General features: G+C 36.3%; 10 protein-coding genes. 3 read left to right on the forward strand and 7 right to left on the reverse strand.

Annotated features, from left to right (window positions below; translation table 11 throughout):
* Positions 1-44: 44 nt before the first annotated feature.
* From BWZ20_RS06900 to BWZ20_RS06930, 7 genes are all read right to left on the reverse strand, one after another.
* A complete protein-coding gene (locus BWZ20_RS06900; RefSeq protein WP_076618132.1) occupies positions 45-2525 on the reverse strand; it encodes a TIM-barrel domain-containing protein in 2481 nt (826 codons plus the stop codon).
* Between the two features lie 48 nt (positions 2526-2573).
* Positions 2574-3548 (reverse strand): alpha/beta hydrolase, encoded by a 975-nt coding sequence (locus tag BWZ20_RS06905; RefSeq protein WP_232217150.1) that lies wholly within the window; start codon positions 3546-3548, stop codon positions 2574-2576.
* A gap of 17 nt (positions 3549-3565) precedes the next feature.
* Positions 3566-5527: a glycoside hydrolase family 13 protein gene (locus BWZ20_RS06910; protein WP_076618137.1), complete on the reverse strand. Its 1962-nt coding sequence runs from the start codon at positions 5525-5527 to the stop codon at positions 3566-3568.
* A gap of 35 nt (positions 5528-5562) precedes the next feature.
* A complete protein-coding gene (locus tag BWZ20_RS06915; protein WP_076618140.1) occupies positions 5563-7869 on the reverse strand; it encodes a glycoside hydrolase family 65 protein in 2307 nt (768 codons plus the stop codon).
* 36 nt (positions 7870-7905) lie between these two features.
* Complete coding sequence (pgmB, locus tag BWZ20_RS06920) at positions 7906-8562, reverse strand: beta-phosphoglucomutase (protein WP_076618144.1); 657 nt, start codon at positions 8560-8562, stop codon at positions 7906-7908.
* Positions 8562-9932 carry an MFS transporter gene (locus BWZ20_RS06925; protein ID WP_076618147.1) on the reverse strand — a complete coding sequence of 457 codons (1371 nt, stop codon included), beginning with the start codon at positions 9930-9932 and terminating at the stop codon, positions 8562-8564. The genes pgmB and BWZ20_RS06925 overlap by 1 nt, the downstream gene beginning before the upstream one ends.
* Positions 9933-10062: 130 nt before the next feature.
* Positions 10063-11109 carry a LacI family DNA-binding transcriptional regulator gene (locus BWZ20_RS06930; protein ID WP_076618149.1) on the reverse strand — a complete coding sequence of 349 codons (1047 nt, stop codon included), beginning with the start codon at positions 11107-11109 and terminating at the stop codon, positions 10063-10065.
* A gap of 271 nt (positions 11110-11380) precedes the next feature.
* Here BWZ20_RS06930 and BWZ20_RS06935 point away from each other — a divergent pair, with 271 nt between their 5' ends.
* The 3 genes from BWZ20_RS06935 to BWZ20_RS06945 are packed head-to-tail and all read left to right on the forward strand — an operon-like array spanning position 11381 to position 17330.
* Entirely contained in the window at positions 11381-14284 is a 2904-nt protein-coding gene (locus BWZ20_RS06935; RefSeq protein ID WP_076618152.1) for a SusC/RagA family TonB-linked outer membrane protein, read from the forward strand.
* Positions 14285-14323: 39 nt separating this feature from the next.
* The gene (locus tag BWZ20_RS06940; RefSeq protein WP_076621286.1) at positions 14324-15943 is read left to right on the forward strand and encodes a RagB/SusD family nutrient uptake outer membrane protein; all 1620 of its coding nucleotides are present in this window, start codon (positions 14324-14326) and stop codon (positions 15941-15943) included.
* 10 nt (positions 15944-15953) lie between these two features.
* Positions 15954-17330 (forward strand): SusE domain-containing protein, encoded by a 1377-nt coding sequence (locus BWZ20_RS06945; RefSeq protein ID WP_076618155.1) that lies wholly within the window; start codon positions 15954-15956, stop codon positions 17328-17330.
* Positions 17331-17378: the final 48 nt, after the last annotated feature.

A 17378-nucleotide genomic window follows, 5' to 3' on the forward strand; every position in this document is an offset into this window, starting at 1 on the left:
AGACCTGCGAGGTTTTAAAACCTGCTAGGTCTTGGTATTTGGTTTTATCTCTTTAACTTTATTTTAATTTCCTTTTCGGTTGAAGTATCCCAACTCACATTTAGGGTTAAGGTTTTATGTTTTGAATTATAAGTTCCTTCAACCTTTTTCTTACCTACTTTAATTTTTTTAGGTTCCTTCTTGATGTTATGAATGGTTAAGTCTATCGTTCTTGATTTAGCTGAATAGTTTTTGCCAGTTTCAGCTTCAAATTCTATTTCTAACCAATTGCCATCAACTTCAGCTTCGAACTCTAAAATCTGATAAGCTTCGTTCTCGATTGGATTGGCTGTTTTTCCATCATCAAAATAGAATTCTCGCTCAGATTCTTTTATAGAATCATCGTGGTAGTATTGCAATTGAAACCTACTGTCATCATAATCTTCTGTAGTCTGAACCATATCGGTTAATGGAATAAATGCACCTGCTCTTACATAAACGGGAATAAAATCTTCTCGCAACTGAACGGTCTTTGTTGTGCCTCCTTCTGTAATCTTATCAGTCTCAATATCAAACCACTTTGAACCTTTTGGAAAGTAAATTTCTTGCTCTTTTTTACCTGCTTCTAAAACTGGCGATACTAAAATATCATTTCCCCATAAATAGGTTTTGGTATAATTGAATAATTCAGGATTGTTAGGTTCTTCAAATAATAATGGACGCATTAATGGCTTTCCATACTTGTGATTTTCGTATACCAAATTATAGTTATATGGTAATAATCTGTATCGCATTGCAATGGCAAAACTCGCTAATCGCTTGGCTTTTTCACTTCTGTAAATTGGCTCGCTTGGTACATCTTCTTGAGCGTGCGGTCTAAAAATTGGATTGAATGCTCCATACTGCAACCAACGTACATAAAGCTCATCATCTAAATTTGCGCCTGCAAAACCACCTAAATCACTATGCATATACGCCAAACCTTGCATTCCCATTTGCAATGCAATTTCAGGTTGACTTTGCAGTCCTCCCCAAGTTCGGTTAACATCGCCAGACCAAGGTATCATTCCGTAACGTTGACTACCAGAATACCCAGCACGCATTAAAATAAATGGCCTTGTTTCTGGGAAATCGCGTTCGTAACCTTCATAGATTAAACGTGCCCAATCGTGGCCGTAAATATTATGCACTTCGGAAGCCGAACCAGTATGATGTTGTACCCAATCTGGATGGACTTCTGGTTCACCTAAATCTCCCCAAACACCAGCCACACCTTTATTGGCCAAATCTTTATAAATATCCCAAAACCATTGTTCGCCTTCTGGTTTGTAGATGTCAATAATGCCAGTGTTTCCGAAGTAAAAATCGTACCTAGCATCGTTTCCTAAAGAATCTTTAGCTAATATATTTTTAGCCACAGCTTCATCCCACTTTTTAGAGGTCGTCAATATAAAAGGTTCTGTAATCGGAATGGCCTTGACACCTTTATCGTTAAGGCGTTTTACCATACCTTCAAAATCTGGAAATGAATCTCGGAAGATTTCCAAATTTCCCATAGTGCCTTTAATATCTTTACCAAACCAGTATAAGTCTAAAATAATGGCATCTACAGGAATTTTTTCTTCTTTGAATTTTGCTATGGTTTCCTCAACTTCTTGTTGTGAATGGTATCCAAATCGGCTCGAAAAATTACCTAAAGCCCAACGTGGTAGCATCGGTTGCTTTCCTGTGAGATTGGTATAATTATTCAACATATCGTACCACGATTCTCCTACGATGATTTGATAGGTTTTACGACCAGAAACGGTTTCGTAAGTTAAGGTGTTATCGCCTTTGTTGTCCAAATCCAAATACCCAATTGGTGCATTGTCAAAGTGAATCATATATTGATTGGACGACAATACGATTGGCATTGTGTAATTCATCAACTCGCTATGCGTTTCGTAACCATAATGCGCTCGGTTGTACAATGGCAACCTGTATCCTCTGCGGTTCATACCTAAAGCTCTTGCGCCTCCGCCATAAAGGACTTCATCTTTTAATAGGTTGAATTCAATTTTTTCGGTGGAATCGGCAACGATGTTGTCTTTTACCATATCCATTGGCTCGTGCTTACTTTTGTAGTAGCCGCGTTTTTCGGAAGTAATGAATTTGTCTTTGTAGTAATATGAAATTTGGAAAGGTGATTTCTGGATTTTTACTGTTGTAAAATAGTTGCAATTGAGGTTTGAAGGCAAACAATCCTTTAAACTGTTTGAACCAATAAATTCTAGAATACCACCATTAGTTATTTTAAGACTCACATCAGAGTTTTTAGTATGTTGAGCTACAGCATGACTTTCTTTTTTTTGACTTTCGCCTTTTGGAATAAACGTGGTCTCAATAGTATTTTGAGAATAAAATTGAAATATATATTCACCATCGTTAGTGGTAACGCTTAATTTTCCATTTTCAAGTTGATGCGATTGGTATACACGGTTTGGGTTTTGTGCAACTACTGAAACCGTTATGAAGAAAATTGAGATGTATAGGATGATATGTTTCATATAATTTAATAAGATCCTGAAACGAGTTCAGGATGACAATTAATGGATTTAGTTACCTAACAAAAACGTTAACGGTTGATCTAACCTTGCATTCCAAGAATTTTCAGAATGGTCTGTACCTTCAAAAAATAAGTTCTTAGCGTTGTCTTCTGTATATCCTTTTTGTTTTAAAATAGCGTCAACTCTTGGTGCGTATTGTGGATAATGTTGGTCTAAAGTTTTGTTACCGTAATCGAAATACAATTTGTGTTGTCCTGCTTGTGGCAGATTATCCTCCATATATTTAAATATAGCATCTGGTATAGGATTATCTTCTCTTGGTGCAGCACCAATCCAATGCGTAGACAAACAAGCAGCTCCTCCAAATACTTCAGGATATTCACTAATAGCATACATAGACATTAATCCTCCCATACTAGAACCCATTACAAAAGTGTGTTCTTGGTCTGTATACACAGAATACGTGCTATCTATTACAGGTTTTAATTCTTCAACAATAAACTTTAAATAATTATTGCCATAAAATTTAGTATCCTTATCAGCATTTACAGCTTCTTCTAATAAGCTTTCACGAGTTTCTTCGTCTAAATAAGAATCGAACGCCTTTTGAGGAAATAAATCTTGCCATCGGTTTTTAGGTATATTATTAATACCAACTATAATAAAATTCTCGACTCTATCATCTTCTCTTAATTGTGTTGCCCACTCATCAATTTTCCATTCTTGTTTGTTCCATGTTGTGGTACTATCAAACAACATTTGTCCATCGTGCATATATAAGACGTTGTATTTTTTATCTTCGGAATAGTCTTCAGGCAACCAAACATCAACTGGTCTTGGTTTTATGTATTCTGATGGAAAATCTTCAACTCGCAACAATTTTCCTGAAGCTAGTTTGGCATCTTCAACCATTTTGAATTTAACCATAGATTGTTCTTCACTATTCTGTACTGGTGTTGATGTGTCATGCTTTTTAGTGTCTTCTTTGCAAGAAAATACCAGTAAACTGAAGCAAATTATCATGCTCAATTTTTTCATCTTTATAGCTTTGTGGTTAGAATAGTAACACCTTTAGATTTTAGTTCTATAACTTCTCCCCATTTTTCGGTTTCGCCAGTAATAATATTTTTAAGTGTCTTGCCTTTTAATCCCATTTCCTCTTGGTAATTAAGATCAATCGTAATGAGTTCTTCATTCTTATTAAGAATTAAAACCACGGTTTCATCTCCTAATGTACGATACAAAAAGTACGTACCTACGAATGGTGCAAAATGCACTGTTTTTCCGTCGTGAATGGCTTTACTATGTTTTCTGTAATTGAAAAGCTTTTTAATGAACATCTGCATATCTTTCTGTTCATCTGTTAAGCCTTTACCTGTAAACGCATTAACAGCATCACCTTCCCAACCACCCGGAAAATCAGTTCTGATTAAACCATGGTCACCAGGTTTTTCAAAATCGTCCATTAAGATTTCAGTACCGTAATACATCTGCATAATTCTTGGCAATACGGCGTAGGTCGCCATTGCCATTTTGGTATTGGTAATATCACCTTCCATTTCTGTGAATATTCGGCTTTTATCATGGTTACCTTCAAAAACCATAATGTCTTTTGGACTCGCATAATGGAAGTCGTTTGCCAAACCTTCATAGATTTTTACCAAACCTTTGTCCCAAGCTTCATCTTCCTTTATACCATCAACAACGAGCTTTTGCATCGCAAAGTCCATTGTAGAACGCAAATTAGAATCGTAACCATCTCTGTTATTGGCACCTTCTTGCCAATACCCAATTAATAACGGATTGTAGCTCCACTCTTCGCCTACAATACTAAAATTTGGATACTCGGTCATTATAGCGCCAGCCCAATCACTCATAAAATCCTTGTCTGGATAAGGATAAGTGTCTTGACGAATACCACCAAGTTGGGCAGTTTCAATCCACCAAATACTATTTTGAATGATGTACTTGGCCATAAAAGGATTTTTTTGATTCAAATCTGGCATTGTCGCTACAAACCAACCTTGAGACATGCCATCATGGTCGGCTTTTGAAGCATAAATATCTTGATTTGTAGTACGTCTATGATTAGAATTAATTGTGAAATCATTGCCCCAATTTTCTATGTTTTCCTCGTAATTTTCTTGAAGATTTACCCAGTCCTTAAATGGTAAATCTTTCATCCACCAATGGTATAATCCACAATGGTTGGCCACTTGATCCATTACGAGTTTCATCCCTTTTTCTCTCAGCTTAGCTGATAACTCTTTGTAATCCTCTAAAGTTCCGAAGCGTGGATCAATTTGATACAGATCTGTTACCGCGTAACCATGATAAGACCCTCTTTTCATATCGTTGGTTAATAGAGGTTGTGGCCAAACTGCGGTGAAACCTAAATCGTGAATGTAATCAATGTGTTTTATAACTCCTTCAATATCACCACCATGTCTTGCATAGTCATCATTTCTATTTATGGTTTGCTCTTTCATTTTAGGACCACCCTCAATGCCCAATGGTGTATCATTTAGAGTATTTCCATTAACAAAACGGTCTGGCGTAATAAGATAAATGGCATCTGAACTATTGAAACCTACATAATCTTCAGCAGATTTTTCTCGTGCTTTTAACTCGTAAGTTTGCGTTAATTCGGTGCCATCTTTCTGTTTAAAAAAAATATTGAATTTACCTGGCTTAGCACTCTCAGCAATTTCTAAATCTAAAAACAGATAGTTTGGACTATCGGCTTTATGGACTTCTTTAAGTGTGATTCCAGATTTTGAAATTTCAACTTTAGCATTACCAATATTTGGATGTTTAACCAAAAGTTGAAGCGCTTTGTTTTGAAAGCCTGTCCACCAAAATGGTGGTTCAACTCTGTCAATGTCATTCACTTCAACTACTGGTTTATCTTCAGTTTCAGTCGTAGTAGACTCTGCCTCTTCTTTACAAGACCACATTAAAACGATTGAAAAAAGTGTTATAACTAATGATAGTTTCTTCATAATAATAAGTTTAATGTTCTTGTAAAATTTAACAGCTAAACTGTTACTAAGTTGTTTGGCGAAATGGTTACGTTTTCATCATTAACTATTATTTGTAAATCTCGGTCTCCATCAACTTCAAAGTGTGTTTTACCTTGATTAACGATAACCTTCAAGATTTGATGTCTAAAATTCACTTTGAATGAGTAGCCTTCCCATTGCTCAGGAATACGAGGTTCAAACGTTAGCCTATTGTCCTTAACACGCATACCACCAAAACCTTCTACAATACTCATCCAAGTACCTGCCATAGAAGTAATGTGAAGTCCTTCGTGCACTTCGTGGTTATAGTCATCTAAATCTAAACGCGATGTTCTTAAATAGAACGTGTATGCTTGTTCCATTCGGCCTAACTTCGCAGCCTGGATACTGTGAACGCAGGGTGACAACGAACTTTCGTGAACCGTAAATGGCTCATAAAAATCGAAATGACGCTCTAATTCTTCAGTTGTAAAATGGTCTTCAAAGAAATAGAATCCTTGTAATGTATCAGCTTGCTTAATGTATGGCGAACGTAAAATTCTGTCCCAAGACCACTTTTGGTTAATTGGGCGTTGCGACTTGTCTAAATCTGCCACAGTGATTAATTCCTTATCTAAGAAACCATCTTGTTGTAAATACACATTGTGTTCTTCAGAATAAGGGAAGTATATATTATTTGCCACTTCTAGCCACTCTTTAACTTCAGCTTTTGAGAGTTTAGCTTTGTTCATAATACGTGTGTAATCAGTATTATAATCAGCTTCAACCTTGTCTATGCATTCTGCAGTATACTTTATACACCATTGTGCAATGTAGTTGGTGTACCAATTATTATTGATGTTGTTTTCGTATTCGTTTGGACCTGTTACACCAAGAATGACATACTTATTTCTGTATGTTGAAAATGTAGCACGTTGGTGCCAGAATCTTGCGATACCGATTAATACTTCTAGTCCCATTTCTGGCACATAACTAAAGTCTCCTGTATAACGGAAATAGTTGTAAATAGCGAACGCTATCGCACCATTTCTGTGGATTTCTTCAAAGGTAATTTCCCACTCGTTATGGCATTCTTCACCATTCATGGTTACCATTGGATATAAAGCCGCACCATTTTTGAAGCCTAATTTTTCGGCATTTTCAATAGCTTTTTCTAAGTGCTTATATCTATAGGTTAACAACATCCTGGCAACACTTTGATCTTTGGTTGCCATATAAAATGGAATGCAATAGGCTTCGGTGTCCCAATACGTACTTCCACCATATTTTTCGCCTGTAAATCCTTTAGGACCTATGTTTAATTGTGGGTCAGTTCCTAAATAAGTTTGATTTAAATGAAAGATATTAAATCGAATGCCTTGTTGCGCTTTTAAATCACCGTCTATAGTGATGTCTGCCATATCCCAAATCTTAGCCCAAGCTTCTTTTTGAGAATCTAGTAAACTTGAAAAACCAGCATTTACAGCTGTATCTAAAACTGAACTTGCAGCATTGATTAATCGGTCTTTATCGTGATTCCTATCAACCGTATAACCACCAAATTTATGGATAGAAACAGTTTCACCTTGCTTCGCATCTTGCGTATACGTAAAAGCTATTTTGTTTGACGTTTTATCAACTGTTGCGTTTGCTTCAACTGAGGTTCCATTGAGGAAAATTCGAGATTCCATAAATGTACAGGTATGGAATTCCGTTTTCATTGTTTTGGCCTTGATGAATGCCTTTTCACCATCTTGAACCACATCTTGCGTATCCCAAAACTGGTCGTCCCAGTTGGTATCTTCATTTGTAATTCCGCTATCTAAATAGGGTTGAAAGGTTACCTTAACATCAGAATTTAGTGGTTTTATTTCATAGTTTATTGCACCAACTTCATCTTCAGTAAGACTTAAAAAACGCTTTACATTAACTTCAACCTCTACGTCATTTTGAAGTGTTGCAGTAAAACTTCTGGACAGCCAACCTTCTTTCATATGAAGCTGGCGTTTAAAGTTTTCGACCTTTTTACAGGTATGCAAGTCTAAGGTTTCATCATTAATCATAACGTTTATACCAATCCAACTTGGTGCGTTTAACACCTTAGCAAAATACTCTGGATAACCGTTTTTCCACCAACCTACTCTTGTTTTATCTGGATAGTAAACACCTGCTATGTAACTTCCTTGAAACGTAGGTCCGGAATACCTCTCTTCAAAATTGGCACGTTGTCCCATTGCACCATTTCCTAAGCTAAAGATACTTTCTGAAGCTTTTACTTTGTTTGGGTCGAATCCTTCTTCTATGATTGACCAAGCGTTAGGTATGATATAATCTAAGTTCATTTGTTTCTTTTTTGAGCCAAGAAAAAGGCTTAATTTTTATTTGTTTATAAGTTGTTCTATGAAGTCTTCTGAGATTTCAGTAAAATCCTTGAAGACATAATTTGCGCTGCCTAATATATCCTTGCTACCAATACCTATAGATATCATATCGGCAACATTGGCAGCTTCTACACCTGCTACTGAATCTTCAAAAACAATGCATTTTTCGGGTGCTACATTTAACAATTTTGCTGCTATTAAAAACACTTCTGGGTCTGGCTTTGCTTTGGTAACATCGTTACCATCTACAACAGCATCGAATTGTTCTTTTAGGTTAACACGCTCTAGAATGATTCTGGCATTTTTACTTGCAGAACCTAAGGATATAGGCTGCTTATTTTCACTCAAAAAGTTGAGTACTTTTGGCACGTCTGGAAGAATTTCAGATTCGTCCATTTTAGCAATATAGCTTAAGTAGTCATCATTTTTCTTAGCCATTTGCGCGTTAAATTCATTTTCTGAGAGGGTCTTATTTCCCCAAGCTAATATCTTTTCGAGCGATTTTACTCGGCTTACTCCTTTAAGTTGTTCGTTTTCTTCTTCGGTAAAGTCTATACCCAAATCATTAGCCAGTTTTTTCCAAGCCAAGAAATGGTATTTTGCGGTGTCTACGATAACACCATCTAAATCGAATATGAAGCCTTTTTTGTTCATTAATTTACTGTTGTAATTTTATCTTTTGTATCGTTAATTTTGAAAGACAATAAGCCAGCCACAATTAAACTTACACCACTGATTACAATGGCGAAAATAGCTTGGTTACCGTAAACATACTTTACCAAGGGGCCACCAATAATTCCGTTGATAATTTGAGGAATTACAATAAAAAAATTGAAAATACCCATGTATACACCCATCTTTTTTGGTGATATAGATCCGGCCAACATAGCGTAAGGCATGGATAGAATACTTGCCCAAGCAATGCCGATTAAAACCATAGGTAAAATAAGACCATATTCGTTTGAGGTAAAATAAATAAGAATTAGTCCTAATCCTCCTGCAAATAATGCGTAAGCATGTGTTTTTTTTCGGCTTATGCGTTTCGCAATTATAGGAAGTAAAAATGCGACTATTGCAGATATACCGTTATAAATACCAAATAAAATACCTACCCAGTTTCCTGCTTCTTGGTATTGTTCACTACTAGAATCGTCTGCTGGCAGACCATAGATGTGCTGAGCTATTGCTGGCACGGCAAAAACCCACATACCAAAAAGGGCAAACCAAGAAAAAAACTGTACCCAACTTAGTTGGCGCATTGTCTCTGGCATTTTAACAAAATCTTCAAAGATATCCGCAAGCTTTGCTTTAGGCTGTTCGCCTTCAATTTTTACAGCTTCATCCTGTATATGCTTTGTATTTTCAAATTGTTGCAGTTCTTCGGGCGAGTATTCATTGGTTGTAAATATGGTTACCAATATTGAACCAATAAGCACCATAGCACCAATGATAAATGACCATAATAAATTTTCGGGAACAGTGCCTTCTGGTGATGTTTTTTCAAAATTAAACCAATTGGTAAGCATCCAAGGTAACCAAGATCCGATAACAGCACCAATACCTATGAGCGCTGTTTGGATACTGAAGCCCTTGGTCGTTTGCTCGTCAGACAAATTATCTGCCACCAAAGCTCTAAACGGTTCCATAGCAATATTGAATGAGGCATCCATTATCATGAGCATACCAGCACCTACCCACAAGGCAGGTAAAATTGCAATCATAAAATCTGCTTGCGGAATGAGCACCATACCAATAGAAGCCAACACAGCACCTAAGAGAAAGAAAGGCTTTCTTCTACCAAAACGTGTCCAGGTATTGTCACTATAATGACCTATAATAGGCTGTACGATTAATCCCATAATTGGCGCAATGAGCCAAAACCATGAGAGTTCGTGGACATCCGCACCAAAAATTTGTAAAATTCTGCTAGCATTGGCATTTTGCAGGGCGAAACCCATCTGTATACCTAAGAAACCGAAACTCATGTTCCAAATTTCCCAGAATCCGAGAATACGCTTTTTCATAAAATAGTATATTTAATTAATACTATTCTGACAAGCAAAGGCTTATCAAAACTTATTGTGAGAAGTGAAAATATAAGTTTTGATTATCGGGTAAAGATATAAAAGATTTTAGAACACCAATGTTAAATTTCTATTTAGTGGATTCGCGCTCAATCAATTCAGTTTCAATAATAATGGTTTGAAACCTTTCCTCTTCTATTTCTATTTTATTTTCTAATTTATTAATAAGTAAATTTGCTGCACTCTCACCCATCTGTTGTGCATGTTGGCTAACCGTGGTTAAACTCGGTGTTGAATGTTTAGACAAAACACCGTCAGTAAACCCAATAACTTGTATATCATTTGGAATATCTAGACCCAATTTTCTAGCGACCTTCATTGCCGACAAAGCATAAAGTTCGTTAACCGCAAAAATCCCGTCTATTTCATCATTGGATTTAAAGAGTTGCTCAACTTCATGTTCTAATGCCTCTAAATTAGACTCGTAGTCTAGGGTATCATCAATCTTTAAAATCAGCTCTGCCTTTGGTTGTATTTTATGATTTTCTAATGCGTTGAGATACCCTTGTGTTCTAAGCTTGCCGACACTTACGTAATCTTTTGTGGTAATTAAAGCAATAGATTTACATTTATTTTCTATCAACTTCTCCACAGCATTCTTAGCTCCATTTAAGTCATCTACAATAACCTTATCGCAATTAATATCCGAGACCACACGATCAAACATTACAATGGGCATGCCCTGACTCATGGTTTCGTTAAAATGATGGTAATCTTGAAGCTGTTGTGTTTCTTTAGATATTGAAAGGATAAAACCATCAATGCTACCGTTGGCAAGCATTTCCATATTGATTACCTCTTTTGAAAAAGACTCATTTGAAAGCCCTACAATAACATTATAGCCTCTTTTGTTGGCCACCAACTCTACACCACGAATTACTTTAGAAAAGAAATGATGGACAATTTCAGGAATAATAATACCTATTGTATTGGTTTTTCTGTTTTTAAGGCTTAATGCAATATTATTAGGTCTGTAATTATATAATTTAGCAAACGCTTGTACTTTTTGCTTGGTATCTTCGCTTATTTCTGCACTATTTCTCAAGGCTTTTGAAACTGTAGAAATAGAAACCTCTAATTCCCTTGCTATTTGTTTTAATGTAATTTTTCGTTTCATATTTTAGCTATAAATCAATAGACGAAGATAACCTTATTTAAGAAATATAATTCTTAAGTCTTTAATTTTAATTCGTTCATATTGCGAATTTCTTATTTTTTTGGTATTTTTCTAAAAATGTTAATGATTGTTAAAAAGTTTTTAACACGAAAACGTTTTCGTGACGAATGTCATGTTTTTTAACATTCAAATCACACTAATTTTACATAGATTTAACCCAAGAAGTGAAAATATAAACCAATTAACTAAGCAATTAACTTAAAAACATTGTATGAAAACATTCTTAAATGCTTTACTGTTCTGTTTGATAATGGCACCGGCTACACTGTTGGCTCAAACAACTGTTTCAGGCACAGTAACAGATAAGGCAAACGCTATGCCTTTACCAGGCGTAAATGTACTGATAAAGGGAACGTCTAGAGGTGCCTCTACTGATTTTGATGGTAAATTCTCCATAGACGTTAACCAAGGAGAAACTGTAGTGGTTTCTTATGTTGGTTACAAAACTCAAGAAATAATTTTTAATGGCCAATCTACAATTGATGTTTCTTTAGAAGAAGATGCCGCACAACTAGATGAAGTAGTACTTATAGGTTACGGTTCTACAACAAAGCAAGATGCTACGGGTGTTGTAGAACAGGTAAGCTCAGACGAGTTTAATAAAGGAGCTATTGTTGCACCGCAACAATTAATTGCGGGTAAAGCAGCAGGTGTAAGAGTCACTCCTGGCGGTGGTGCTGCCGGTGAAGGTGGAGAAATTAGAATACGTGGTGGCGCTTCCTTAACAGCGTCTAATGCGCCTTTGATTGTAATTGATGGATTACCGATAGATCAAAGAGGTGGTGCCCAAGGAAGCCGAAACGCACTAAATGCTATTAACCCAGAAGATATTAAAGATTTTGTTGTCCTTAAAGATGCGTCTGCTACAGCCATTTATGGGTCGCGTGCATCAAATGGTGTAATCTTAATTACTACTAAAAAAGGAAGAGCAAACCAACCTCTAAAATTAGAATATGGTTTACAAGTCTCAACTCGCCGTGTAGCAAACATGACAGACGTTCTAGGTGCAGAACGCTTTAGAACCATTGCACTCGACAACGGTATTGACCCCTCTGAATTAGGAAATTCTAATACAGATTGGCAAGATGAACTTTTTACAACTGGAATAGGCGCTATACACAATATAACAGCCTCTAAAGGGTATGAAAATTTTAACTTCAGAATTAATTTTAACCACACCTCTCAAGAAGGACCACTTCAGGATTTATATGAACGTAACGGTATAAACACCTCTTTTGAACAACGTCTTTTGGATAATGACTTAAAATTAACTTTAGTGGCAAGAGCGGTTCAAGACGAATATGATTATGCTAACCAAGGTGCAATAGGACAAGCTATAAGATTCGACCCTACGCAGCCTATTAGAAACGAAAACGGTGAGTTTTATCAATATGGACAAGGTGCTCCTTTAGCACCTGCCAATCCTCTTTGGACAATAGATAACGCTAACTACAATGATAGACAAACAATTAAACGCATTATATCTAACTTTAATATAGATTATAAATTTTGGTTTTTACCAGAATTGAAATTCAATCTTAATGCAGGTTTAGATTATGCAGAAAATGATGGATATCGCTTTTCTAGAGGTAATCCAAACAACCCAGACGCCGTTGATTTTAATGGCATATCATCTGGTCTCAATCGAAATACAAACCTAGATTTCACATTTAATTATAAAAAGTATGTAGAATCGTTAGATACAAAAGTAGATTTAATGGCAGGATATGCCTTCCAAGAGTTTTATATTCGTACAGACGTAGATGAACAATCAAATATTTCTTTTGTAGATACGACGATAGATAGAAATGCTTTAGAGTCTTACTTTGCCAGAGCTAGCTTTGATATTGCGGATAAATATTTAATATCTGGTATTATTAGAACAGACGGTTCTTCTAGATTTTCAGAAGATAATCGCTGGGGTGTATTCCCTGGTGTATCTGTAGGTTGGAAAATTATGAATGAGCCATGGATGGAAAATTCATTCTTTTCTAATTTAAAAATAAGAGGTGGTTGGGGTGTTACAGGCCAACAAGAAATTAATGAAAATTATGGTTATCTAGGTCTTTACACACCATCATTAAATAACGCGGCTAATGTTCAATTTGGTTTTTTAGCTAATGGAGACCCTAGATTTATATCTACGCTACGTCCACAAGGCTTAGACGCAAACAGAACATGGGAAGAAACAACGCAATATAACGCTGGTTTAGATTTTGGTTTCTTCAATAATCGTCTCGCAGGTACTGTTGATTTATACTATCGCGAAACTGATGACTTACTTGCAACAGTTCCTGTTCCGGCTGGAGCTAACCTTACTGACTTATTATTAACCAATATTGGTTCTGTAACGAGCAGAGGTCTAGAAATAGCTGTTAATGGTGTTATTGCCCAAAACGACAACTTTAGATGGGACTCTAATTTTAATATCACATTTCAGGAGCAAGAAATTACAAAATTGAGTCTTAATGATGCCTCTGGTTTTATAATTCCAACTGGAGGGATATCTGGAGGTGTAGGTAATCAAATTCAATTGTTTAAACCAGGTTTTGATCCTTTCACCTTCTTTGTATTTAGACAAGTTTATGATGATGAAGGTAATCCTATACAAGGATCATACGTAGATGTAAACGGTGATAACCAAATTACAGAGGCTGATAGGCAGCCTTACAAGAAGGCAACTCCAGATGCATTCTTTGGTTTCACTAATAGTTTTTCGTACAAAAACTTTGATCTCAACTTTACCTTCCGTGGATCCATTGGTAATCATGTCTATAATAATAATGCCTCTGATACTGGTAACTTAAATTCAATCATTAATCAACCTGGTTACATAGCTAATGCTCATGCTAGTTTCTTAGACTCTAATTTTAGTAATCAAGAATTATTTTCAGATTACTATATAGAGCGTGCAGATTTTGTAAGATTAGATAACTTGTCTTTAGGCTACACTCTCCCTTTTGACAAAATGACTTTACGCACATCACTTACAGCTACAAACCTATTTGTTATAACAGACTATAGCGGTTTAGATCCGGAAATTAGTAATGGTATAGAAAATAGTCCGTACCCTCGAACAAGAGATATAGTACTTGGACTTAACTTAACATTTTAAAAAACGATGAAAATTAAATATTTAAATTTTAAAGCTATGATGAAAAGAACGACAGTACTTCTGTTTGTAGCGTTTCTGAGTTTGATATTGGTACAATCTTGTGCTGATAGACTCGACCTGCAACCAGAGGATGAAAGACTTGTTGGTGACGCTGCTTTTGATGACCCTGCCTCTTACGAGCAATTTCTAGGTAAACTTTATGCCGGAATAAGCTTAAGTGGGCAGCAAGGTCCTGCAGGACAGCCTGACCTACAAGGGTTAGATGAAGGATTTTCCAACTATTTAAGATTATATTGGAAAATGCAAGAATTAACCACAGACGAAGCAATAATTGCTTGGAATGATGGAACAATTCAGGATTTACACAATCAAGTGTGGACCTCTGGAAACGAGTTTATACGAACCATGTACAGCAGAATAATGTATCAGGTAGCTTTATGCAATGAGTTTTTAAGACAAACTACAGACGGTAAACTAAGCGACAGAGGTGTAGAACAAAATCTTATCGCTGAGATACAAATATATCGTGCAGAGGCGAGATTTCTTCGTGCCCTATCGTATTGGCATGCCATGGATTTGTATGCAAATCCGCCATTTGTAACTGAAAACGATCCAATAGGAGCATTCTTACCGCCTCAAATCTCGAGAACAGATTTGTTCAATTATATTGAAAATGAGCTAATTGATATATTAGATGAAATGGCACCAGCAAATGCTGACCCTATGATATACTATGGTAGAGCTGATCGTGGTGCTGCGTGGATGCTTTTAGCAAAATTATATCTTAATGCCGAAGTTTACACAGGTACTGCTAGATATAGCGATGCTTTAACCTATGTTAATAATATTATAGGTGCAGGTTATAACATAGATACATCTATACCTTATGGTCACTCATTTTTAGCAGATAATTCTACAAATGGGGCACAATCAGAAGTTATTTTCACCATACCGTTTGATGGACTAAGAACTCAAGCTTTTGGTGGAATGACTTTCTTGACACATGCACCAGTAGGTGGAACCATGAATGACGTAGCAACTTCTTTTTTTGGTATTAATGGAGGTTGGTTTGGCATTAGAACTACTCCAACTTTTGTAGAATTATTTCCGGATGAAGAAAACTCTGCAGATGGCAGAGCCCTGCTGTGGACTGATGGCCAAGAAAAAGATATTAATTCTATAACAACATTTACAGACGGCTACGGTATTTTTAAATATCGCAACGTAGACGTTGATGGTAACCAAGGCTCTGATACAACCGGAGATCATACTGATATTGACTTTCCTATGTTTAGATTGGCAGATGCTTATTTAATGTACGCTGAAATCGTAGCGCGTGGCGCTGGTGGTGATATTAATACCGCAGTATCTTACATTAATACTCTAAGAGAGCGTGCCTATGGTAATGCAAGCGGTAATATTTCAGCCGGAGACATTACCTTAGATTTTATAATTAACGAGCGTGGTCGTGAACTATATTGGGAAGCCCACAGACGAACTGATTTAATTCGCTTCAACCAATTTTCTGAAAATGGTGTATGGCAATGGAAAGGTGGAATACAATCTGGTACCACAACTGAGGCCTTTAGAGATATTATGCCTATACCAGAAACAGACTTAGGACTAAACACTAACTTAGAACAAAACCCAGGATATTAATAAATTAACTATGAAAAAATTATCAATTTTAGGCTTTTTCATCTTTGCCTTAATAAACCTTAATAGTTGTGAAATGGAAGATGACGTTGTTTTCACAACACAAGACCCAGAAGGATTTGTATTTACAAATTCGCTTCAAGACAATTATATATTATCGAACGCTACTTCTGGAAACTTAGGTGAGCGTTTCACTTGGGGTAATGCTGATTTTGGTTCACCTACCAACATCACATACGAACTCCAAAGATCTATTACTGGTGATTTTAGTGATGCAGTTGTAGTGAGTTCTTCTACCGACAATGAGATAGCAATGAGTATAGGACAAATGATTACGGTTGCTACCGAAGCAGGTTTAGACAATGATCCAGGCACGGCTGCACCAAACACTGGTTCCTTCTCTGTAAGATTAAGAGCTTTTCCTGGAGATACAGGCAGTGGGACCGAGGCTTTCTCTGATGTCTTAATTTTAAATGTAGAATTATTAGAGCAAATGGACACAGGAGGTGGCGGTATTATGCCAGTTTCTTGGGGTGTTGTAGGATCTGGATACAATGATTGGGGTAATGCTGGACCAGATGGTACGTTTTATTCTACTATGGACGCAGATGTAATTGTAGCTTATGTTACATTAGTTGATGGACAAATTAAGTTTAGAGAAAATAATGACTGGAGCAGCGGAACAGATTTAGGTGATTCAAATGGTGACGGTATCTTAGATCAAGATCCGGATAATAATATTAACGTTACAGCTGGTAATTACAGAATTACGTTCAATACATCTACAAACGCATATTCAATCGATGAGTTTTCTTGGGGTGTTGTTGGTTCTGGTTATAATGATTGGGGTAACGCTGGACCAGATGCAAAGTTCTACTATGATTACACATCAGATTCTTTTAAGGTAAGCGTAGTTTTAGTAGATGGTCAAATCAAATTTAGAACCAATAATGATTGGGGAAGTGGTGATGACTTAGGTGATGCAGGTGATGATGGTATTCTAGATCAAGATGCTGATAATAATATTGATGTTACGGCTGGTAATTATCTTATCACTATCAACTTTAATGACAACAGCTACAGTATTGTTGAAAATGATGTTTGGGGTGTTGTTGGTTCTGGTTATAATGATTGGGGCTCAGCAGGTCCTGACTTTGCACTTACAGAAATCCAAGATGGTATTCTTGTTGGGGATTTAGCACCGCTGATTGACGGTCAAATTAAATTTAGAACTAACAATGATTGGGGAAGTGGTGACGATTTAGGTGATGCTGGTAATGATGGTACCCTTGACCAAGATCCAGACAACAATATAGATGTAACGGCTGGGAATTACAGAGTAAGAATAGACTTAAACGACAACAGCTATCTACTAAATAGAATTAATTAATTTAAATTTTATTTAACGTTTAAAAGGACTACTTGAAAATCCTAAATA

Origin of the sequence: Winogradskyella sp. J14-2 (assembly GCF_001971725.1) — a bacterium.
Lineage (GTDB): Bacteria > Bacteroidota > Bacteroidia > Flavobacteriales > Flavobacteriaceae > Winogradskyella.